Origin of the sequence: Ancylobacter terrae, from assembly GCF_045108345.1 — a bacterium.
Taxonomy (GTDB): domain Bacteria; phylum Pseudomonadota; class Alphaproteobacteria; order Rhizobiales; family Xanthobacteraceae; genus Ancylobacter.
The window spans coordinates 2,384,021-2,405,015 of record NZ_JBJGXH010000001.1; the positions used below are offsets into that span (position 1 = coordinate 2,384,021).

At 68.1% G+C, this 20,995-nt stretch carries 21 protein-coding genes; 16 read left to right on the forward strand and 5 right to left on the reverse strand.

The genetic code is table 11. From position 1 onward, the window contains the following. The first annotated feature begins 20 nt into the window (after positions 1-20). A complete protein-coding gene (locus ACEUEL_RS11465) occupies positions 21-869 on the forward strand; it encodes an ABC transporter permease subunit (RefSeq protein ID WP_405706722.1) in 849 nt (282 codons plus the stop codon). 140 nt (positions 870-1,009) lie between these two features. On the opposite strand, the gene ACEUEL_RS11470 is transcribed toward ACEUEL_RS11465, so the two are convergent. After that, complete coding sequence (locus ACEUEL_RS11470) at positions 1,010-2,320, reverse strand: rhodanese-like domain-containing protein (RefSeq protein ID WP_405705007.1); 1,311 nt, start codon at positions 2,318-2,320, stop codon at positions 1,010-1,012. Between the two features lie 271 nt (positions 2,321-2,591). On the opposite strand from ACEUEL_RS11470, the gene ACEUEL_RS11475 reads away from it, so the two are divergent. From ACEUEL_RS11475 to ACEUEL_RS11520, 10 genes are all read left to right on the forward strand, one after another. After that, entirely contained in the window at positions 2,592-2,975 is a 384-nt protein-coding gene (locus ACEUEL_RS11475) for a hypothetical protein (protein WP_405705009.1), read from the forward strand. A 61-nt stretch (positions 2,976-3,036) separates the two neighbouring features. Then, positions 3,037-3,813, forward strand: a complete 777-nt coding sequence (locus ACEUEL_RS11480; protein ID WP_405705011.1) for an ABC transporter ATP-binding protein — start codon at positions 3,037-3,039, stop codon at positions 3,811-3,813. Beyond that, on the forward strand, positions 3,813-4,277 hold the full coding sequence (locus ACEUEL_RS11485; RefSeq protein WP_405705014.1) for a tetratricopeptide repeat protein: 465 nt from the start codon (positions 3,813-3,815) through the stop codon (positions 4,275-4,277). Before ACEUEL_RS11480 ends, ACEUEL_RS11485 begins: the two co-directional genes overlap by 1 nt. Positions 4,278-4,821: 544 nt before the next feature. After that, positions 4,822-5,094, forward strand: a complete 273-nt coding sequence (locus ACEUEL_RS11490; RefSeq protein ID WP_405705017.1) for a YtcA family lipoprotein — start codon at positions 4,822-4,824, stop codon at positions 5,092-5,094. Positions 5,095-5,096: 2 nt separating this feature from the next. Next, positions 5,097-6,149 carry a multidrug transporter subunit MdtN gene (mdtN, locus tag ACEUEL_RS11495; RefSeq protein ID WP_405705020.1) on the forward strand — a complete coding sequence of 351 codons (1,053 nt, stop codon included), beginning with the start codon at positions 5,097-5,099 and terminating at the stop codon, positions 6,147-6,149. Further along, positions 6,146-7,936, forward strand: a complete 1,791-nt coding sequence (locus ACEUEL_RS11500; RefSeq protein WP_405705023.1) for an FUSC family protein — start codon at positions 6,146-6,148, stop codon at positions 7,934-7,936. The genes mdtN and ACEUEL_RS11500 overlap by 4 nt, the downstream gene beginning before the upstream one ends. Continuing rightward, entirely contained in the window at positions 7,933-9,465 is a 1,533-nt protein-coding gene (locus tag ACEUEL_RS11505) for a TolC family protein (RefSeq protein WP_405705026.1), read from the forward strand. The genes ACEUEL_RS11500 and ACEUEL_RS11505 overlap by 4 nt, the downstream gene beginning before the upstream one ends. 49 nt (positions 9,466-9,514) lie before the next feature. Further along, positions 9,515-10,921 carry a glutamate decarboxylase gene (locus ACEUEL_RS11510; protein WP_405705029.1) on the forward strand — a complete coding sequence of 469 codons (1,407 nt, stop codon included), beginning with the start codon at positions 9,515-9,517 and terminating at the stop codon, positions 10,919-10,921. 81 nt (positions 10,922-11,002) lie between these two features. After that, positions 11,003-12,115 (forward strand): linear amide C-N hydrolase, encoded by a 1,113-nt coding sequence (locus ACEUEL_RS11515; protein ID WP_405705032.1) that lies wholly within the window; start codon positions 11,003-11,005, stop codon positions 12,113-12,115. A 43-nt stretch (positions 12,116-12,158) separates the two neighbouring features. Then, entirely contained in the window at positions 12,159-13,022 is an 864-nt protein-coding gene (locus tag ACEUEL_RS11520) for a hypothetical protein (RefSeq protein ID WP_405705034.1), read from the forward strand. A gap of 110 nt (positions 13,023-13,132) precedes the next feature. On the opposite strand, the gene ACEUEL_RS11525 is transcribed toward ACEUEL_RS11520, so the two are convergent. The 3 genes from ACEUEL_RS11525 to ACEUEL_RS11535 all read right to left on the reverse strand — a co-directional run bounded on the left by ACEUEL_RS11525 (position 13,133) and on the right by ACEUEL_RS11535 (position 16,880). Beyond that, positions 13,133-14,608: an arylsulfatase B gene (locus tag ACEUEL_RS11525; RefSeq protein WP_405705037.1), complete on the reverse strand. Its 1,476-nt coding sequence runs from the start codon at positions 14,606-14,608 to the stop codon at positions 13,133-13,135. Positions 14,609-14,615: 7 nt separating this feature from the next. Then, positions 14,616-15,536 (reverse strand): formylglycine-generating enzyme family protein, encoded by a 921-nt coding sequence (locus ACEUEL_RS11530; protein WP_405705040.1) that lies wholly within the window; start codon positions 15,534-15,536, stop codon positions 14,616-14,618. A 174-nt stretch (positions 15,537-15,710) separates the two neighbouring features. Further along, positions 15,711-16,880, reverse strand: a complete 1,170-nt coding sequence (locus tag ACEUEL_RS11535) for an AraC family transcriptional regulator (protein ID WP_405705043.1) — start codon at positions 16,878-16,880, stop codon at positions 15,711-15,713. Here ACEUEL_RS11535 and ACEUEL_RS11540 point away from each other — a divergent pair. From ACEUEL_RS11540 to ACEUEL_RS11560, 5 genes are all read left to right on the forward strand, one after another. Further along, complete coding sequence (locus ACEUEL_RS11540) at positions 16,870-17,367, forward strand: cupin domain-containing protein (RefSeq protein ID WP_405705046.1); 498 nt, start codon at positions 16,870-16,872, stop codon at positions 17,365-17,367. The two genes, ACEUEL_RS11535 and ACEUEL_RS11540, sit on opposite strands and share 11 nt — an antisense overlap. Positions 17,368-17,459: 92 nt before the next feature. After that, on the forward strand, positions 17,460-18,164 hold the full coding sequence (locus tag ACEUEL_RS11545) for an SDR family oxidoreductase (RefSeq protein ID WP_405705049.1): 705 nt from the start codon (positions 17,460-17,462) through the stop codon (positions 18,162-18,164). A 62-nt stretch (positions 18,165-18,226) separates the two neighbouring features. Continuing rightward, positions 18,227-18,799, forward strand: coding sequence for an RBBP9/YdeN family alpha/beta hydrolase (locus ACEUEL_RS11550; RefSeq protein ID WP_405705052.1), 573 nt, complete (start codon positions 18,227-18,229; stop codon positions 18,797-18,799). 83 nt (positions 18,800-18,882) lie between these two features. Further along, positions 18,883-19,548, forward strand: a complete 666-nt coding sequence (gene tenA / locus ACEUEL_RS11555) for a thiaminase II (protein WP_405705055.1) — start codon at positions 18,883-18,885, stop codon at positions 19,546-19,548. Positions 19,549-19,653: 105 nt separating this feature from the next. Further along, positions 19,654-19,890: a hypothetical protein gene (locus ACEUEL_RS11560; protein ID WP_405705058.1), complete on the forward strand. Its 237-nt coding sequence runs from the start codon at positions 19,654-19,656 to the stop codon at positions 19,888-19,890. Between the two features lie 9 nt (positions 19,891-19,899). Here the strand turns inward: ACEUEL_RS11560 and ACEUEL_RS11565 are convergent, their stop codons facing one another. Continuing rightward, complete coding sequence (locus ACEUEL_RS11565) at positions 19,900-20,934, reverse strand: MBL fold metallo-hydrolase (RefSeq protein ID WP_405705060.1); 1,035 nt, start codon at positions 20,932-20,934, stop codon at positions 19,900-19,902. Positions 20,935-20,995: the final 61 nt, after the last annotated feature.

A 20,995-nucleotide genomic window follows, 5' to 3' on the forward strand; every position in this document is an offset into this window, starting at 1 on the left:
GCCCCGTTCCCGTGGCGGACATGCCCCTGCCGCACCTCGTGCCATCCGAAGGACTGCCCCGCAGCGCCGAACAGGGGACGGCCCCGGCGCCGAAGACGCGGACCATTCCGCCGCGCGTGACCATCTCGCTGGCCACGCTGGCAAGTTTCGTCGCGCTCTGGGGGCTGGTGACGGGCCTCGGACTGGTCCCCGCGCTCTTTCTGCCGTCGCCCGCCACCGTCGCCGAACGGCTTTTTCGCCTTGCAAATGAGGGCTTTGTCGACGCGACGCTGGCGCAGCACCTCAGCGCCAGCCTGCTGCGCGTCTTCGCCGCGCTAGGCGCCGCGCTGCTTATCGGCGTACCGACCGGCCTCGCCATCGGCCTCTCAACCGTGGGACGCGGCATCCTCGATCCCGTGGTGGAGTTCCTGCGCCCGATCCCGCCGCTGGCCTATCTGCCGCTCGTCATCATCTGGGCCGGAATCGGCGAGGCGGCGAAGGTGCTGGTGATCGGTCTCGCCATGCTGCCTCCCATCGTTCTCGCCACGGCGGCCGGTGTGAGCGCCGTCGATCGTAATCGAGTCAATGTCGCCCGCGCGCTGGGCGCCACACCCCGGCAGGTGCTGCGCTTCGTGGTGCTTCCCTCGACGCTCCCTTCGATCCTCACCGGCACGCGCATCGCCCTCGGTGCCGGCTGGTCGACGCTGGTGGCGGCGGAGTTGGTCGCGGCAACGCGCGGCGTCGGCTTCATGATCCAGTCCGCGGCCAATTTCCTTGCCACGGATGTGGTCATCGCCGGCATCTTCGTTATCGCCGCTGTTGCCTTTGCGCTCGAACTCACCGTGCGCTTGATCGAACGGCTGCTGGTCGGCTGGGCCGGACGAAGCTGACGCCGGACATGAGGGCCTCCCCGCGCAACGTCGCCGAATTCCTGCGCAGCTTCGCCCTCCCGATATCATCCGCGTAAGGGGCGGCATCTACGCGCGGTGACGACGACGCGCGTGCCAGCGGTGAGGCACGCGCGTCATTCTCAATCGAAGGCGCGGAAGCGCACCAAGCCGTCGCGCTCCAGCTGATCCACGATCCCATCACCCCAGCGCACATAGGCCTCGAGAGCAACCCGCCGCTCCGCCAGGGTTGGCAGCGGCGGCAGCGCCTCTTCCGGCACCAGCGCGGGCTGGTCGACGCCGCTGCGGAATTCCAGGCGCTCGTCGACCCAGCTCTGCGTGCCGCCCGCCAGGGCGAGCACCCGGCCGCCCGACACTCGCCGCGATCTCCGCCACCGCCAGAGCGGCAACACGCCATCCTCGTCATCCACCAGCACAACGATCCCGTCGCGCGTGCCGATGAAGCTGTCCGTGGTCTGCACCACCTGCCCGCCCGGTGCCGACAGCGTGCCGGGCAGATGACCGGCAAGGAATTCCTCCGGCGTGCGCACGTCGAGCAGATAAAGTGAACGCTGGTTGGCCTCCGCGCGCAGCCGTGCGAGCTCGCCGGCATCGATCCGCCGCACGCCGAAACGCTCCGCGATGCGCGCGGCGGCCGCGCGGGCCCGGGCAAGCCCCTCCGGGCTCGGCGGGCCGACCTTCTCTGTGGCCCCGCGACCGGGCTCCAGCCCGGCGAGGATCCAGGCGCTGGTGCCGTTCTCCAGCGACACCACGGGATTGGGGAAGCCGGCATTGAGCAGCGCCTGCGCGCCGATGATCGCGCGCGTGCGGCCCGCGCAGTTGATGACCACCGGCGTATCCGGCGAGGGAACCGCGTCGAACACGCGGTAGAGCAGTTCAGCTCCGGGAGCCGCCACGCCGCCGGGAATGCTGATGTGGTGGAACTCCTCGAGCGGTCGTGTATCGAGAACCACCAGATCGCCTCCCGAGCGGAAGCGCTCCTCGAGCTCCCGGACGCCGATGCGCGGCGTGTGGTAACGCCGCTCGACGAACTCGCCCAGCGCCTTGCTCAGCGAGTACTGGCCGGTGATCAGTTCGAAGCCTTCCGCCGCCCAGGCGGCAAGCCCGCCCGCCAGCAGCGCGACGTCGCCATAGCCGAGCGCGTGCAGGCGTCGCACAGCCCGGCGCCCCAGCGCACCACCCTCGTCATCGGTCACCACCAGCCGGATCGAGCGGCGCGGCAACAGCCGCTCGACATGAAGCTCCAGCTCGCCGAGCGGCAGCGGCAGCGGCACAGCGACCGAGACGTGCCCGGCCTCGAAGCGTCCGCCCTCCCGCACGTCGACGACAGCAGTCTCACCCGGCTCACGGATGGCCGCGTGCAGCGCAGCCGGCGTGAGGGTGGCGATGGCATTCTCGCCCTCGAATTGGCGGGCCTCGGGCTGCACGGTCATGGCTTGTCTCCTTGTTCCGCCGGCGAAGGTCGCAGCAGCGCGTCAGCTGGAAAGCCTAGGGGTGCCTGAGGGGAAATACGTCCTGATCTTCCCCCGGTCCTTTGGGCGGTTCCTCCGTCCCGGCGGGTGGATCGAGGGAATAACTCCCCGGCAGCTGGGCCATGCTCACGAGGCTTTTCCGCTTCGCCGCGATGGGGATTCCGTGAACCGCCCGACCCCGCCCACCCTATCTCGCCGTGTCGCCTGTCTTTGGGCTCTCACGGCGTGCGCCTTGCTGGCCACGGTGAGCGTGGCGGCCCCGGTCCCCCTCGCGCCGCTGCGCATCGGCGTCACGCATCTGCCCGCCAAGGCCGACGTGCCGGCGGCGCGCGTCTACACCGAAGACGGCTTTGATCTCGACCTCGCCGCGGAGCTTGACGCCAATCGCAAGGCGGGGGCGACGATCCTGCACAGGGTCACCTACCACCCCAGCGTCGCCAACACGGAAGCGGCCATCGCACGCACCGCGTTCCTGCCGACACTCTCGGACAGGAAGCTCGCGGGCATCGACCGGCAGAAGCGGTTCCTGCTGGAGCACGGCTATATCGCCCGCGATTTCGACAGCCGGTCCTGGGCGGACTCCTCCTATCTCGAGGAAGCTCTCGCCACCGCCTGACGGGCGCCCTTCCCCTCACAGCCCGGCGGCCGTGACCGCCGGGCGACAGATCGGATGAAGCATGAGCACACGCGGCAATCTCGACCTACGCGATGTCGAGAAATTCTATGAGGTGGACGGGCGTCCGCTGAAGATCCTCGAACGGATCAATGTTCACGTCGCCGCCGGCGAGTTCGTTTCCATCGTCGGCCCCAGCGGCTGCGGCAAGTCGACGATACTGCGCCTCGTGGTCGGGCTGGACAGCGACTATTCCGGCCTCATCAGCCTGCATGGCGAACCCGTACGCGGCACCAGCCTGAAGCGCGGCATCGTGTTCCAGGACCATCGCCTGCTGCCCTGGCTGACGCTGGAGGAAAATATCGGCCTCAGCCTGGAGAATTCCGGCTGGAGCCGCGAGGAGAAGCAGCGCACCATTCGCGACCATATCCAGCTCGTGGGCCTGCGCGGCTTCGAGAAGGCGTATCCCTACCAGCTCTCCGGCGGCATGGCGCAGCGCGCTGCCATTGCCCGCGGGCTGGTCAACCGCCCGGAAGTGCTGCTGCTCGACGAGCCGCTGGGCGCGCTGGACGCGCTCACCCGGCTTCGCCTGCAGGAAGAACTGCTGCGCATCTGGCGCATCGAGCAGACCACGATGATCCTCGTGACGCATGACGTGGACGAGGCGATCTATCTGAGCGACCGAATTCTGGTGATGCACGCCAATCCCGGCCGCATCGTCGATGAGGTCCGGGTGGATCTCCCCCATACGCGCGACCGCGGCAGCCCGGTCTTTGCCGGCCTCAAGCGGCGCATCCTCGAGCAGATGGGCGAATACGCCGTCCATGTGGAGGCGGCGTGATGGCGCAGCCTTTCGCGCCCTGCGCCTGGCTCCGCGGCGCCCTCATCGCCACGACGGCGATGCTGGCAAGCGCCGCCCTTGCCGTCGATACCCCGCCCTCCGACGCGCTACCGGACCTCGCACCCATTCGCACGCTGATCTATTCCGGGGAATACGCCAAGGCGGTCGCGGAGCTGGAGCCGCTGGCGCAGAAGGTGCGGCACGCGGATGTGTTCAACCTGCTGGCCTTCAGCCTGCGCAACGTCGGCCGCTATGACGAGGCCGACAGATGGTACCGCGAAGCGCTCTACTACAATCCCGAGCACCTGCAGGCGATCGAGTACCAAGGCGAATTGTTCATTACCACCGGCCGCCTCGACAAGGCGCAGGAAAACATTGTCACGCTGAAGATCTTCTGTCCCAAGGGCTGCGCCGAACTGGAAAAGCTGGAGACGGCTTACGCGAAGGCGGCCGCGACCAAGTAGCGCCAAGCGCTCGCAGACGACCGGGCTGGCAGGCAGTGCTCTTCTGTACTGGTCGCGGGGACGACGGCGAGCGCTGCTACAAGCGTCGGCGCAGCACTCGATACCGAGCTCTGTGAGCCGGATCGAATTCGATGGGCGCGTCAAATTAGCTTAACCTCGCGTCCACAGAGCCGACGGACGGCCCTGACCCCGCGCCAAACCCGACCGATGCCGTGCTGCTGCGCACCCCGCGCGGGCCTCCGACACCCTCGCGCGCCCGATAAAGATGCCGGGTGATGGCAGCGCGCCCCTCTTCAGGCATGTGACGAACTCGGGTGCACACCAAACTCGCCGTGGCGCACGGCGAGAGCCGCCCACCTCGCGGAGGTGATCCAGGATCATAATGGCTCTCCGCGGACGGATTTGGTTCAGGTCACCTACTGGCAGGAGAGGTTCATTTTTGATAGTGAATCGAATGGCACATGATATGCGCCGCCGCTTGGCGGCGCGCTGATGTCATGCAATTCGACGGCAAGGTATTTCGACGCAAATCATGCAGCAGCGAATGAGGTCGTTCTCCTGCATTTTTATCGCCACGACGTTGCAGCTAGGCTTGGGAGGATGCACTCAAAACGCCTCACCATCACAGCCATTATTCGGAGCCTACTTTCCCTATTGGCTAGTGTGCGCGGCCGTTGGCATTCTTGGCGGGGTTTTCCTCAAGGCCATCTTCGTCCGCGTCGGCCTCGATGAACTTCTGCCCTGGCGGCTCGCCGTCTATGGCGCCCTTACCGCACTGATCGGTTTCGCATTCGCCCTGTCGGTTTACGGGCGCTAGGCATGGCACGGTCGGCCTATTCCCGTTCATCGAGCCTTGTCGGCACCAGCATCGCGGCGCTCATCATCATCGGCGCGATTGCTCTGGGGGGCCTGTATCTCAAGCGGGCCGACGACAATCCCCTGTCGGAAGACGCGGTGCTGACCGCGAGCATCGTGAACATTGCGTCCAGCGTCGCCGGCCGGATCGTCACGTTGGACGTGAGCGAGAACCAGAAGGTCGCCAAGGATCAGCTGCTGTTCACGCTGGACGCCACGCCGTACCGGCTGGCGGTCGAGCAGGCGCGCGCGGAACTTCGTATGGCGGAGGCCGCGCAGAACGCGCAGCAGCGCGCCATCGACGCGGAGCGATCGAACGCGATCATCGCCGACCAGCAGATCGCCCGCGCTCGCACTAATCTTGCGCTGGCCGAGCAGACACTCGCCCGCCTGACGCCCTTGCTGCCCAAGGGCTATGTCACCGCGCAGCAGGTCGATGACGCCCGAACCGCGCGAGACGATGCGCGCACGAGCCTCGCCCAGGCGGAGAAGCAGGCACAGGCTGCCGCCAGCCTCGTCAGCACGCTGGATGGCACCGAGGCACTGGTCGAGGCGCGCCGAGCGGCGCTGGCGCTGGCAGAACGCGGCCTCGCCGATACCGAGGTCCGCGCCCCACATGAGGGGCGCGTCGTCGGCCTCACGGTCTCCACCGGCGAAATCGTGGCGCCGGGCCAATCGGTCTTCACCCTCATCGACACGCAAGCCTGGTTCGCCAGCGCCTCCTTCCGCGAGACGGAGCTCGCGTCCATCGAGGTCGGCGACTGCGCGCGCGTCTTCGTTCTCGCCGACCGGTCTCTCCCGCTGCGCGGACGGGTCGAGGGCATTGGCTGGGGCGTGCTCTCGGAAGGGCTCCTGAACGTGCCGCGCGGCCTGCCCTATGTACCGAAGTCGCTCAACTGGGTGCGCATCGCCCAGCGCTTTCCCGTGCGCATCCGGCTCATCGATCCGCCCGAGTCGCTGATGCGCATGGGCGCCTCGGCGGTCGCCATCGTGCATCATGGCGAGCGCTGCGAATGAGCACGCAACCTCTGGCTCATTCCGCGCCCGCCGAGGGTCCGCCGTGGTGGGCGCGGCTGCGCGCCGACCTCGCGCCCTTTCCCGGACGCCTGGCGCTGACCTGGCGCATCGCGCTGCTCTGTGCCCTCGTTTCCGCCACCGCGATGCTCTACCAGACGCCGGAAGCTGCGATCAGCTGCTACCTCGTCATCTTCCTGATGAAGCCGAGCGCGGTCGAGAACATCGGCACGGCGGTGGGGTTGATCGCACTCGTGGCGGTCGTCGTCGCGCTGATGATACCGCTCATCAACGCCACGGCGGATTCGCCCGGTCTGCGGCTGCTGGCCATCGCCCTCGTCTCCTTTGCCTTCCTCTTCCTCGGCGCGGCCAGCCAACTCGGCGAGACCGGCGGCGTCATCGCCCTGGTCGTGGCGTTCCTGCTGACGCTGGTGAGCCTCGCGCCGGTGGCGGATGCGCTCAGCTTCGGCCTGCGTTATGCTGCCTACATGGCGATGATGCCGATGGCCTGGATGATCGGCTTCAACCTCGTGCTCGGGCTTTCGCCCGTGCGGCTGCTGCGGATGAGCCTGCTGCAAAGGCTGGAAGCGAGCGCGCAGACCCTCGACGGCGGTCCGCGTGCCCCGCTCGACGAATTGCTGCGGGCGGGCAATGACGCGGCGGAGAAGCAGAGCGGCTTCGTTCGCCTGCTGAATCTCCTGGCGCGAGGTGATGCGGCGCAGGTGGGACGCGACGGCCGAGCCGGCTATCGGCTGATGCTGGCGGTGGCGGCGCTTCCCCCCGACGTGCCGACCGAGCACCGCGCCACCCTCGCGGCGGCGATCCGCGCTGCACGAGAGGCGCTCTGCGCGAACCGGAGCCCGCCGCGCCCGATCGGTCCGCCGCCCGATGCCAGCGCTGCCGAACGCGCAGCTTGGGATTCGCTCGCCATCATGGCCGGCGGGCCCGAAGGTCCGGTGACGCCCGCCCCAAGCCCCCCCTTCCTTGCGCCCGACGCCTTTAGGAATCCCGACTACGTCCGCTTCGCGCTGAAGACCACGGCGGCAGCGGTCGTCTGCTACATCATCTACAGCGGTCTTGACTGGCAGGGCATCCACACGGCGATGATCACCTGCTATGTCGCCGCCCTCGGCACGACGGGCGAAACGGTTCACAAACTCGGCCTGCGCATCGGCGGCTGTCTCATCGGCGCGGCGATGGGGATGGCGTCGATCCTGTTCGTCATGCCCCGGCTGGAGAGCATCGGTGGGTTGATGGCGCTGGTCTTCGCCGGCGTCCTGATCGGCGCCTGGGTCTCGACCGGCCCGGAACGCATCGCCTATGGCGGAGTGCAGATCGCTCTCGCCTTCCTTCTCACCGTACTCCAGGGCTTCGGGCCGACGACCTCACTCGATACCGCCTGGGATCGCATTGTCGGCATCCTGCTGGGCAATCTCGTCGTCTATGTCATCTTCACCCGCATATGGCCGGTGTCGATCGAAAGCGCGGCGCGTGGCCACCTGCTCACCGCCATCGACGGACTGGCGCGGCTTTCGGACGTACCCCGCGACGGCCGCGGCGGCACCATCGCCCAGGCGGCGCAGGTGGAAGCCGAGATCGGCAAGGCCGGGGAGCTTCTGGAGCTTATTCCCTTCGAGCCCCGCAGCATCCGCCCCGACGTGGAGACCCAGTCCGCCCTGCTGTCGGCCCGGCGGGACATGACCACCCTCAATCGCGATCTCGCTCTCGGCCGCGAGAATGGCGATGTCCAGGCCCGACTTACCGAGCTGCGTGCGAAGGTGGCGGCATGAGGCGGTGGCCGCTCCTCCTCGCCGTGCTGGCTCTCGCCGCGTGTGCGCCCAACGCCGCGAACATGACCTCGCCCTCGGCCGACGCGCCGTGGACCCCCAACGGTGGAGAGGCGGGCCTGTGGAGCGCACGTACGGAGCCTTCCGCAGCCTCTCCGGCGACACGCACAGGGGCGGCCGATTTCGCGATCCCCGCCAATCCGGCGCTGGCCGAGCTGCCGCCCACCGACGGCGTGGACCTCTCGCGGACCTACCGCCTGCCGGAGTTGATCGACCTCGCCCAGAGGAACAACCCGGCGACGCGTGGCGCCTGGCAGCGGGCGCGCGAGGCCGCGCTGGCGGTCGGCATGGTCGAGGCGACCTATCTGCCGTTGATTACCGCCAATGTCATCGCCGGGCGGCAGGACACCACGGCGTCGATCCCCGTGCCCTCCGGCACCCAGCGCTATCTCACCACGACCCTGGAGGGCGTCGCCCCCTCTGTCGCCCTCCAATGGTTGATCTTCGATTTCGGCCAGCGGGCGGCGGTGGCGGATGCAGCGAAGCAGGGTGCGATGGCCGCCAACGTGCTTTTCAACGGCGCGCATCAGAAGCTCATCTTCGATGTCACCCGCAGCTATTACATTTACGGCGCAGCGGTGACACGCAGCCAGATCGCCCGGCAGACGTTGAGCAACAGTCTCGCCATCCGCAGCGCCGCCGAGGATAGGCTCGGGCGTGGGCTGGCGACCACGGTCGAGGTCGCGCAGGCACGCCAGCAGGTCGCGCAATCGGAGCTGCGGCGCGTGCAGGCGGAAGGGCAGGAGCGTGACACCTATCAAGCGCTGATCTCCACCCTCGGCATCAACGCGACGGCGCGGCTGCGGGTGGCGAACTCCGGCACGCGCCGCCTGCCGGCGCCGGCCGACGTACCGCTCGACGCCATGGTGAAGCTGGCGCTCGCCCAGCGTCCGGATGTCGCTGCGAGCTATTCGGCACTCGCGGCGAGCCGGGCCGGTATCAAGGCGGCGGAGGTCGAGTTCCTGCCGAAAGTCTTCGTCGCCGGCGCCATCGCCACCGGCGACAGCAATTTCAACGCCAACGGCCTGCCGACCATCGGGCAGCAGGCGACGGGATCGGGCGTGCTGATCGGTGCCACCATGCCGCTTTACGATGCGGGCCTGCGCGCCGCGCAGCTGAAGCAGGCCCAGGCGCGCGCCGAGGCGGCAGAGAGCCTTTTCCGGCGGGTGCAGACCGACGCCGTCGGGGAGATCGTCGCCGCCAGCAACGCGCTGCGCACCGCCCTTGAATCCTACAGGGCGGCAACCGCGCTCGCTGGCGCCGCCTCCACCACCTATGACGCCGCTATCGATGGCTATCGCAACGGCGTGGGCACCGTAACCGCGGCCAATGCCGCCGATAGCGGGCTTCTCGACGCGCGCCAGGCGCAGGCCGACGCGCATGCGAGCGCGCTGATCGCCGCCGCCAACCTCGCCTTTGTCGTCGGCGCCCTCACCTCGCGCGACGCCGCACTTCGGGTCGGGCCGGGATGATCCGCCCGGCAAGCCCGCACACGACCGACCGCAGCAAGGAGCACACGCGATGAGAAATCGACACTCGAAAGGCGCTCTGCGCAACGAGCTGCTGGACGACGTCTATGCCGCCGGCGACCTCGCGCTTGCACTGCCGAACTCGGTCTTTCCCGCCAATGAGCGCGATCCGCGCCATATCTTCGCCTCGGTGCGCGACGAGCTGATGCTCGATGGCAATTCGCGGCAGAACCTGGCCACCTTCTGCCAGACTTGGGTGGATGACGAGGTTCACGAGCTGATGAACCTGTCGATCGACAAGAACATGATCGACAAAGACGAGTACCCGCAGACCGCCGAGATCGAAGCGCGCTGCGTCGCGATGCTGGCCGAGCTGTGGAACGCGCCCTCTCCGGAGACGACACTCGGCTGCTCGACGGTCGGCTCATCGGAGGCGGCCATGCTGGGCGGCCTCGCGCTGAAATGGCGCTGGCGCAAGCAACGCCAGGCGGCGGGGCTGCCGGCCGACAAGCCGAACCTCATCTGCGGTCCGGTGCAGATCTGCTGGCACAAGTTCGCCCGCTATTTCGATGTCGAGCTGCGCGAAATCCCGCTCGAGGGCGACCGGCTGATCATGAATCCCGAGGAGGTTCTGAAGCGCGTCGATGAGAACACGATCGGCGTGGTCCCCACGCTCGGCGTCACCTTCACCTGCCAGTACGAGCCGGTGACGGCGGTGAGCGAGGCGCTGGACGCGCTTCAGGCTCGTACCGGGCTGGACATTCCCATCCATGTCGATGGTGCCTCCGGCGGCTTCCTCGCTCCGTTCTGCGCACCGGAACTCGTCTGGGACTTCCGTCTGCCGCGGGTGAAGTCGGTAAACACCTCCGGCCATAAATTCGGCCTCGCCCCCCTGGGGGTCGGCTGGGTGATCTGGCGCGAGGCAGAGGACCTGCCGGAGGAACTGGTGTTCAACGTGAACTATCTCGGCGGCAACATGCCGACCTTCGCGTTGAACTTCTCCCGCCCCGGGGGCCAGGTGATCGCGCAGTACTACAATTTCCTGCGTCTCGGCCGCGAAGGCTACGCCAAGATCCACACGGCCTGCTATGCCACTGCCGGCTATCTCGCCCGGGAGATCGCGGCGCTCGGGCCGTTCGAGGTGCTGTTCGATGGCGATCCGGCCAGCGGCATTCCGGCCCTGTGCTGGAAGCTGAAAGAGGAGACCGGTATCGGGGGCTATACGCTCTACGACCTTGCCGACCGGCTGCGCAGCCGGGGCTGGCAGGTGCCGGCCTATTCCATGCCGGCGAACCGCGAGGATCTGGTCATCCAGCGCATCCTTGTCCGTCACGGGGTCAGCTTCGATCTGGCGAGCCTGCTGCTCGCCGACCTCAAGCGGGCGCTCGATTTTTTCGAGAAGCACCCGGTCGTGAACCCGCTCACCCACGACGAATCGGCGAGCTTCAACCACAACTGATTCCGCTCCCGGCGCCCGGCTTCACCGGGCGTCGCTCACCGGCCGCGACGGCCCTTCCCGTTTCCCGCGGAGACGCCCCCCATGTGTACCTCCCTCGGCTATACCGACTCTGCCGGACGCGCCTATTTCGGCCGCACGCTGGAGCTCACCGTCGACCTTCCCTACCAACTCGCCTATTTCCCGGCGGGATTCGTGACGCAGTCTCAGGTGGCCGATCACCCGGCGCTGGCGCTCACGGCGCGCCACGCGGTGCTCGCCGTCACAATGCCCGACCGGCTGCCGACGGCGCAGGCGCCGGTCGGCATAACCGACCTGAAGATCCTCGAGGGCCTCAACACGGAAGGGCTGACCTTCAGCCTGCTCTCCTACCCGTCGGCGGGCGGCAAGCAGGCCGCGGTCGACACGACCAGAGCCGTGCTCTCGGCCTCCGATCTTGGCGCCTGGGCGCTCGGCCAGTTCACAACCGTGGCGGAGGTGAAGCAGGCGCTGGCGGCGCAGCCGGTGCAGCTCCAGCGGCTCGCGCTGCTGGGCGGGGTCGTGTCGCCCTTCCATTACGTCGTGCATGACGCGACCGGCGCGGCGCTGGTGATCGAGTTCGACCGGGGCGTGATGACCGTCTACGACAACCCGGTGTCGGTCATGACAAACGGGCCGAAATTCGACTGGCACCTCGTCAATCTCGGTAACTACACCTTCCTCAGCAATGTCGACAAGTCGAGCGCCAGCTTCGGCCGATATGAGGCGCGCCAGCCCGATTCCGGCATCGCAACAGCAGGGCTGCCATCGTCGAACACCTCGGTCGGGCGCTTCGTGCGCGCAGCGTATTATGCGCAGTTCACCGAGAAGGCAGCGACGCCCGATCTCGCCGTTCAGACGCTCGCGCACATCCTCAACAATTTCGACCGGCCGCGCGGGGTGAGCATTGATTACCCGGACGGCAAAGGCGGGCACCTCGAGGTCGAAGGTCTGGAATCGGCGGGCTCGGAGCCCTACGCTACGGAATTCACCTGCTGGACCAGCCTGTCCGACCTTGATCGTCGGCTGTTCCACGTTCGGGACTACCGCAGCCTGAATTTCTCCCGTGTCGACCTCGCCGACCTCGCCAGCCTTGCACATCCGGCGGTGCTGCCGCTGGAGACGCTGGTGGGCGCCGATTTCGACGTGACCCACCTGCTCAGGGCCGCCGCCGCGTGATGCCCTCGCCGGGGCCTGTCGTCGCCAGCGCGACGGCACCGCTATGAGCGGCCATTTCCTGCACCGCGACGGCATTCGCGTTCATGTCGAAGGCCCCTGGCCCTTCGTGACGCGCCTTCGCTATGCGCTGCACGGGCGGCGGATCGAGTGGCTGGCGCGCCAGCATCGCAAGGGCCTCCATCTCGAAGCGCGCGCGCTCGACGCGCGCCTTCCCCTCTTCTGGCAGAGCGAGGCCTATAACCGCGCCATCGGCCTCATCTTCGCGGTGGGCTCGCTGCTGTTCATGCTGGGCAGTGCGCTGAGCCTGCTGCCCCTCGCTTGGCAGCCGGCGATGCTGTGGCTGAACCTCATCTTCTTCGCCGGGTCGGTTCCCTTCACCCTTGCCGCCTATCTCCAGCATTTTCAGGCGGCCAATTCCGGCGACTTCACCTTCATGCCGCAGACGCCGCGCCGGCGGCGTCTCTCCTTCGTCGGCTGGCATCCGCGCAACGCCGGGTGGATGAGCACCATCACCCAGTTTGCCGGCACGCTGGCATTCAATGTGAACACGTTCGACGGCGTCCTCGCCCGGCCCGGCTGGCTGGCGCAGGATGTCGCGCTCTGGGCTCCCGATATGATCGGCTCGGTGCTGTTCCTCGTCTCCGGCTATCTCGCTTTCATTGAAACCGGGCACCGTTACTGGAGCTGGCACCCGGCCAGCCTTGCCTGGCAGATCGTCTTCATCAACCTGATCGGCTGCATCGCCTTCATGATCGCCGCCATCCTGGCCTTGGCCCTGCCGGGCGGCGAGGCAGCATGGATCGGAACCGCCTCGACCGTGAACCTGCTGATCGGCGCCACCTGTTTCCTGATCGGCGCGCTGCTCTCCGTGCGCGAGGCGACGACGCAATCATCTGTCAGCGCCTGAAGCGAACGGCAGGCCCGCTAGACAGGCACATCCCGGGGCCGCGGTCACGGCCGGCCCGGGGACGATTTCTCGCACGCGCACCTGCGGCCCTAACTCACCCAACCATCGCCTCAGTCGTTTTCCAGCCCCATCTCATACAGTGCAGCTCCGGGGGTGGAGAGCGGCGCGGACAGCGACGACCTCAGCGCCGAGGCGTAGAACAGCGGCGGCGCCATCGTGCGGGCGAGCGCGACCACCTTCTGCTGCAATTCGGCCACCGTCTCGGGATGCTGCGCGGCGAGGTCGGTCGTCTCGCCGGGATCGGCGTCGAGATCGAACAGCTCGACCTTCGGCGGCAGAACGGCATGCCAGACCAGCTTCCACTTGCCCTCGCGGATCGCGCCCTGGGTGGGCTCGATATTGTAGACGACCTCATGTCGGCCCCCCTCCCCCGCGGCCAGCGTCGCCCAGATGTCGGCGCCGTCCAACGGCTTGCTACCGGCGAGTTTGGCACCGGCGAGCCCGGCCAGCGTCGGCAGCATGTCGACGATATGGATCACGCCTTCCGCCGTGCCGGGCGCGATGCGACCGGGCCAGTTGGCGAGGGCCACGACGCGGGTGCCCCCTTCATAGATCGAGCCCTTGCCCTCCCGCAGCGGCGCATTGCTGGGCGGCAGATCGCCGGCAACCGCCCCCTCGCCGGTGAACATCTTGTTGCGCGTGCCGCCATTGTCGCTGTGGAAGACGATCAGCGTCTTGTCGCGCAGGCCGTGCGCTTCCAGCGCGGCGACCACCTTGCCGATCTGGTCGTCCATGGCGGTGATCATGGCGGCATAGGCGCGCCGATCCGGGTCGGCGATGCCGGCATACTGATCCAGGTAGCTCTGGGGCGCCTGATAGGGCGTGTGCGGAGCGGTGAAGGCGAGATACAGAAAAAGTGGCGTTGCCGGATCATGGCTCCCGATCAGCCGCACGGCGTCGGCACCGAACAGATCGGTGTCGTAGCCCTCCTCCTTGAGCAGGGCGTTGTCGCGGTACCAATCGGTGACACCGTGCGCCTCATGCTTGAAATGGTCGATCTCGCCGACGAGCGGGCCGTAAAAATAGTCGAAGCCGCGCTGGCGCGGCCAGTATTTCCGATCGGCATGACCGAGATGCCATTTGCCGACCAGCGCGGTGCGGTAGCCGACATCCTTGAGCGCCTGCGGCAGCAGGAATTCATCCGTCGCGAGGCCGTAGGCGGCGCCCGAGGGAATCGCCCCGACCTGAAGCCCGTAGCGCATCGGGTAGCGCCCCGTCAGCAGCGCCGCGCGGGTGGGCGTGCACAGGGGCTGGGTATAGAATCGGCTCAGCTTCGCGCCGCCCGCCGCCAGCGCGTCGATGTTCGGCGTGCGGATACCCGAGCCCTGGAAGCCGACATCGGCGAAGCCGAGATCGTCGGCCATGATGTAGAGGATATGCGGGCGCGGGGCGGCCGCCGCCCGCGCGCCCGGCGCCAGCAGCGAAAGGCCGGCGACGGCGGCCATGAAGCCGCCGGCACCCGCCAGGACGTCGCGGCGGCTTGGCGCCGCCGGCGAAGCGGGCGCGGTTTTCGAAAGATCGGTCATCGGTTCCTCACGCAGGGTCGAGACGGCGCACACAGCGAAAGCCGATGTGGACCGAGGCGGTATCGAGGGTCTGGGGCTGGCGCGCAGCGGGACGGTAGCGCCGGCAATAGTCGGGCGCGCACAGGTGCGAACCGCCCTTGAGCACCTTGCGCGGCGCGGGGGCGGACGGCATCAGCGGATCGAGGCTCTCATCGGCGCTGCCGCCGCGCGGATTGCGGGGCAGGCAGCAGAGTTTGGCCGCCGGTTCGGCGTGGCGGGGGCGGTACCAGTCGTCGGTCCACTCCCACACATTGCCGATCATGTCACGGAGACCAAAGCCATTGGGAGGGAATGCCGTCACCGGCGAGGTGCCGACATAACCGTCCTCGACGCGGTTCTCGACGGGAAACGCTCCCTGCCAGGTGTTGGCGCGATGGACGCCGCCGGGCGCCAGTTCGTCACCCCAGGCGAACTCGGCACCATGGAGCTCTCCTCGCGCCGCGAATTCCCACTCGGCCTCGCTGGGCAGTTCCTTGCCGGACCAGTGCGCATAGGCCAGCGCGTCGCCGTAGCAGACGTGGACCACCGGATGATCCTGGAGCGCCTCGATCGAACTGTCCGGCCCTTGCGGATGGCACCAGTCCGCGCCCGGCACGAAGCGCCACCAGCGGTTCCAGTCACCCGGGTCGCCGGCATCGTCCGGCGCCGTGAAAACCAGGGATCCGGGCACCAGCAGGGCCGCATCGACCCCGGGATGATCGATGGCCAGCGGCGCCCGCTCGGCCAGCGTCACGAAGCCCGTGGCGGCGACGAAGCGGGCGAATTCCCGATTGGTGACGGGGGTGCGGTCCATGAGAAAGCCGTCCACGATGACGGTATGGGCCGGCGCCTCTTCGGGATAATGGCGGTCCGATCCCATCTCGAAGGTTCCCCCGGGGATGAAGACCATTCCGGTATCGGGGCGCGCCGGCTCCGCTCCCGCAGGCCTAGGCTCTACCGCACTCGTCTCGCCCATGGTCGCTCCGTCGGGTGCTCCGCCGCGTGAACGCGCCATCCCGCACGCCCGGACCGGGGAGCCCGATCACCTCACGGGGTCAGCAATAACGGCCCACGGCCGCCCTGCTCAATTGCCATTTCGCGCCACATGGGCACGGCGAAAAGCCGACGGTGCATCGCCCTCCCAGCGGCGAAATGCTCGGATGAAGTGAGCTGGATCGCGATAGCCGAGCAGCCGGGCGACCGACCCCACCGGAAGCGCCGGGTCGGCAAGATGCCGGCGCGCTTCGGTCCGGCGCCAGCCATCGACCAGCATCTCGAACGAGGTGCCGAGGGCGGCGAGGCGCCGCTGCAGGCTGCGCGGGGCAAGGCCGAGGGTGCGGCAGGCGCCGCTGAGCGACAGGTCTCCCGCGAGTGCCGATCCGGAAAAGAGGCGCTCAAGGGAGGCAATCACCGCCGCGTCGTCGAGCCAGTCCCTTGTCCCCGGCGATTGCGGCACCGCCATCGGCGCCGACGCGACTGCGCCCGCCAGCCGGTTTGGCCGGTCGAGCCACCCTGCATCGAAGCTCACGATGACGCCGACGCCATTGCCGAAGGAAACACCTGCGTCGAGCTTGTCCTCGTAGAGCGTGGTCGACGCGCGTGCGCGGTGCGGCAGATCGACATGCAGCCGCACAGGCGCCGCCGCCTCCTCGCCACCCGTCACCGCGCGAAGCGCTGCGACGACGAAGGCCGCGACCCCCTCGTTCAGCACGGCGGCATGATGGGCGTCGCTGTCGAGGAAGCTGTGGCGCCAGTGCGCGATGCCCCCGGCTTCCTCGAGCGCCACCCGCACGCCGCCCTGCAGCGTCGGCATCTGCAGGGCATGGGCCGCAAGGCCTTCGCGCAGCGTTCTCCCGCCCAGCAGGGCCCGGCCCGTCAGGCCGAGGCGGAGCGGATCGGCGGCGGCGGCGAGATCTAGCCCGAGGGTCGGCTCCTGCGCGCGACGGGCGACGGCGTGGAGCAAGGTCGACACCTGTGCGCGCGCGACGAAGCGGTCAGCTTCGAAATGCTCGTCGAGCCCGGCGCTGGCCAGCAGCGGCGCCATGCCAAAGCCGTAGCGCTCGGCGAATTCGGGCAGCATGTGAATCAGCGACAGCTTGACGGGATGGCGATCCCACATGGTGTTCTCCGCTGCGCCTTTCCCGGCTCGCGGCCACAGTTGCGGGACCCCGTGGCTTTTCGGCGGCGGCGCAGGCAAGCTGCCAAGCGCGACGTTCCTTATGACGCCACTGCGAGGACCGACGATGAGCGACACGCCGCATCACGACCATCCACCGGCCGATCACTGGAAGCACAACGGCGTACGGGTGATCAAGGGCGACCGGCTGGATTCGAATACCGCCCAGACTCCGGGCATGTTCCGCCAGGCGGCGATCAACCACGCGCGCGTCGGTGCGCAGAATATCTGGGCCGGAACGATCACCATCCAGCCCGACGCGAAGACTGGCGTGCACCATCACGGCGCACTGGAGAGCGTCATCTATGTCGTGCGCGGCCGGGCGCGCATGCGCTGGGGCGAGCGGCTCGAATTCGTCGCGGAAGCCGAGCCGGGCGACTTCATTTTCGTGCCGCCCTATGTGCCGCATCAGGAGATCAATGCCGATCCGGACCAGCCGCTGGAATGCGTTCTGGTTCGCTCGGACAACGAGGCGGTCGTGGTGAACATCACCGATGTCGAGCCGGTGGAAAAACCCGAGTCGGTCTATTGGGTCGACCCCATCCACACGGCACCGCGCGGGTAGGCGCCCATCCGTGCCAACCGCCCTGTCGCGGCACGCCATTCGGCGCTACAGCTCGGCACGGCAGATGGCGAATGCGCCATGGGAGAAGATTCATGAACGAACACAAGGTTGCGATCATCACCGCCGGCGGCAGCGGCATGGGCGCGGCCGCCGCGCGCCGTCTCGCCGCCGATGGCTTCAAGGTTGCCATCCTCTCCAGTTCCGGCAAGGGCGAGGCGCTGGCGCAGGAACTCGGCGGCATCGGCGTGACCGGCTCGAACCAGTCCAATGACGATATCCGGCGTCTCGTCGACCTGACGGTGTCGACCTGGGGGAGGATCGATGCGCTGGTGAACAGCGCCGGACATGGCCCGCGCGCGCCGATCATCGCGATCAGCGACGAGGACTGGCACAAGGGGCTGGACACCTACCTGCTCAATGTCGTGCGCCTGGTGCGGCTGGTCGTCCCGGTCATGCAGGCGCAGAAGTCCGGCGCCATCGTCAACGTGTCCACCGCCTGGGCCTTCGAGCCTTCAGCCATGTTTCCCACCTCGGCGGTGTTTCGGGCCGGCCTCGCCGCCTATGCCAAGATCGTCGCCGACACCTATGCGGCCGAGAACATCCGCATCAACAACGTCTTGCCGGGCTGGATCGACAGCCTGCCCTCGACGGAGGAGCGGCGGGAATCGGTTCCCATGAGGCGCTACGGCACGGCGGAGGAGATCGCCGCGACGATCGCCTTCCTCGTCTCGGACGGCGCCGGCTACATCACCGGTCAGAATATCCGGGTCGACGGAGGCCTGACGCGCTCGGTTTAAGGCCGAGCACGCAGAGCCTTGTCCAGCTTACGCGACCCGCCTCTCGCATCCGGGAAACGAACATGTCCGCCGATCCCTCGAACCTCGATTTCCTCGTCCTGCCCGGGCGGGAGAACTCCCCGCCGGCGCATTGGCAGTCGCATTGGCTCGCCGCCTTGCCCAATTCGAGCCGTGTCCTGCAGGCGGACTGGGGACGTCCGGATGCAGCCTCGTGGGTTGCCCGCGTCGATGCGGCCGTCGCGACGGCCCCGCGCAAGATCGTGCTGATCGGTCACTCGGCCGGTGTGGCCACGGCGGTGCGCTGGGCGGCGCAGGCCGATGCGGATCAGCTTTCCCGGGTCGGCGGCGCCTTTCTCGCCGCGCCGACGAATGTCGACGACCCCGACCCGTCCTTCGATCTCGTGCGCACATTCGCGCCGATGCCGCTCGCTCCCCTGCCGTTTCCAGCGCTGGTGGCGGCGAGCCGCGACGATCCCCGCGTCAGCTTCGATCAGGCGAAAATTTTCGCCGATGCCTGGGGCGCGGACTTCGCCGATGTCGGCGCGGTCGGCCACATCGGCAGTGCGTCCGGTCTCGGCATCTGGCCGCTTGGCCTCCTGCTGCTGGGGCGCCTGCTGGCCCGGATCGACCCCTGACACTCGGGGGCTTGCCCTCGCCCCGACAATTCGCGTAACGCGGGACGCCTGCCGTTTCGGCGTGCGCGAACGGAGAGAAACGCATGGATATCTTCGACCGGCTTCGCGCCGAGCGCGCCACCGACTGGTCGAGCTATGTCGACCACGCGTTCGTGGAGCAGATGGCCCTGGGCACGCTGCCGGAGCGCGCCTTCCAGGCCTACCTCGTGCAGGACTACCTGTTCCTGATCCAGTTCGCCCGCGCCAATGCACTCGCCATCTACAAGAGCCGGACGCTCGCCGACATGCGGGCGGCGCAGGCGGGACTTTCGGCGATCCTCGATGTCGAAATGGATCTCCACATCCGCCTGTGCGGCGCCTGGGGCCTGTCGCCCGAGCAACTCGAGGCCGCACCGGAGCATCCGGCCAACATCGCCTATACCCGCTTCGTGCTCGATTGCGGGCTGTCCGGCGACCTGCTCGACCTGCATGTGGCGCTGGCGCCGTGCGTCATCGGCTATGCCGAGATCGCCGCGCGCATCGCACCGCCGGATACCGCAGCCCTGGGCACACACCCCTATCGCGACTGGATCGGCGAATATGCCGGCGCGCCGTACCAGGCTGTCGCGCAGGCCGCCCGTGCCCATCTCGACCGGCTCGCGGCGCGCTCCATGACCGAGCACCGCTTCGCCGAGCTGGCCGGCATTTTCGGCAAGGCATCGCGGTTGGAGGCTGATTTCTGGCAGATGGCGCTCGACGAAGCGGGCTGAAGATCCCGCGCGCCCGCGTTAACGGCGCGTTAACCATATCGGCCGACCCTTGCCCCTGGGTACAATTTGCGCGGGAAACTCGATTCGCCGCGAAGGGGACGGGCGATGCTGGATCGTTTGGCGCAACGGGCCGAAAAAACGAGGCGTGAACTCGCGCAGTCGCAGACCCGTGGCGGCTACCTGCCACCCGGCAATCCGTATCGACACATGCCGCGCTGGATGCCGTACTGGCTGGCGGCGAGCCTCGCTTGGGTACTTTCGCCGGGGAGTTCCGCGCCGCCGGCGAACGATCGACCGAGCGAACGCAAGCGCAGCGGAAGCGCGGCCCGTCGCCTCGCCTGAGCGTCGGCGTCAGGCGGCGTCCCACACCTCTCCCGCGCGAAGCGGACGGAACCGCTCGGGCGGGATGCCGCGGCTCTCCAGTGCGCCGAGCAGATCGATCGCCGGTTGCTCGCGCCCCTCGTCGGTGAGCCGGAACGTGCCCCAATGCACGCCGAGCGCCTGCTGGGCGCCGCAATCGAGGAAGATCTGCACGGCTTCGGCAGGGTCGACATGCTGAGCCTTGAGGAACCAGCGCGGCTCATAGGCGCCGATGGGCAGGATGGCGAGGCGAGGTGTGCCGTAGCGGGCGCGCACATCGCGGAACACCGCGCCATCGCCATACCCGGTATCGCCGGCGAGATAGACGATACCGCGCGGCGTTTGCAGCACGAAGCCGCTCCACAGCGCCATCCGCCGGTCGCGGATTCCGCGCGCCGACCAGTGCAGCGCGGGATGCAGCGCGACCGTCACCTCATGTGCGAGTTCGATCCGGTCGTGCCAGTCGCCGGCCACGACATCGATATCGGAGGCGATCCGCCGGAGAATGGCGTCATTGCCGAGCGGTGTCACGAAGCGCGGTCGATGGGCCGCGTGAAGCCGTCGCACTGCCACGCTGTCGAGATGATCGTAATGATTGTGGCTGATGAGAACGGCATCGATCGGCGGCAGGTCGTCGAAGGCGATACCGGGCGGATCGGCCCTGCGCGGGCCGGCAAGCGCGAAGGGCCCCGCGCGCTCGGCCCAGACCGGATCGACGAGCAGATTGAGGCCGCCTACCTGCACCAAGACGCTGGCATGGCCGATCATCGTCACCCGCAGGTCCTCGACGCGCTCGGCCGGACGGGCTGAGGGTCGCGCCGCTCCTCCGGGCGCGGGCCAGGACTGCATGCCTCCGCCGAAGCGCCAACGGAGTAACTGGTGCAGGCTGCGATCCTGCGGCGGACCAGGGGAAAAGAAGCGGACGCCGTCGAAATGGTCGGAGGCCGGTCCTTGATAGTAGGGATTGCGCGGCTTTCGCCTCGGCCGCTCGTCGGGTCCACCGGTCACGTGCGCTCCTCGGGCCATTGCGCCGTAACCGGCTTCGCATGGGCAGGACGGCGGAGGCAACTGAACCCGCCGTGATTAG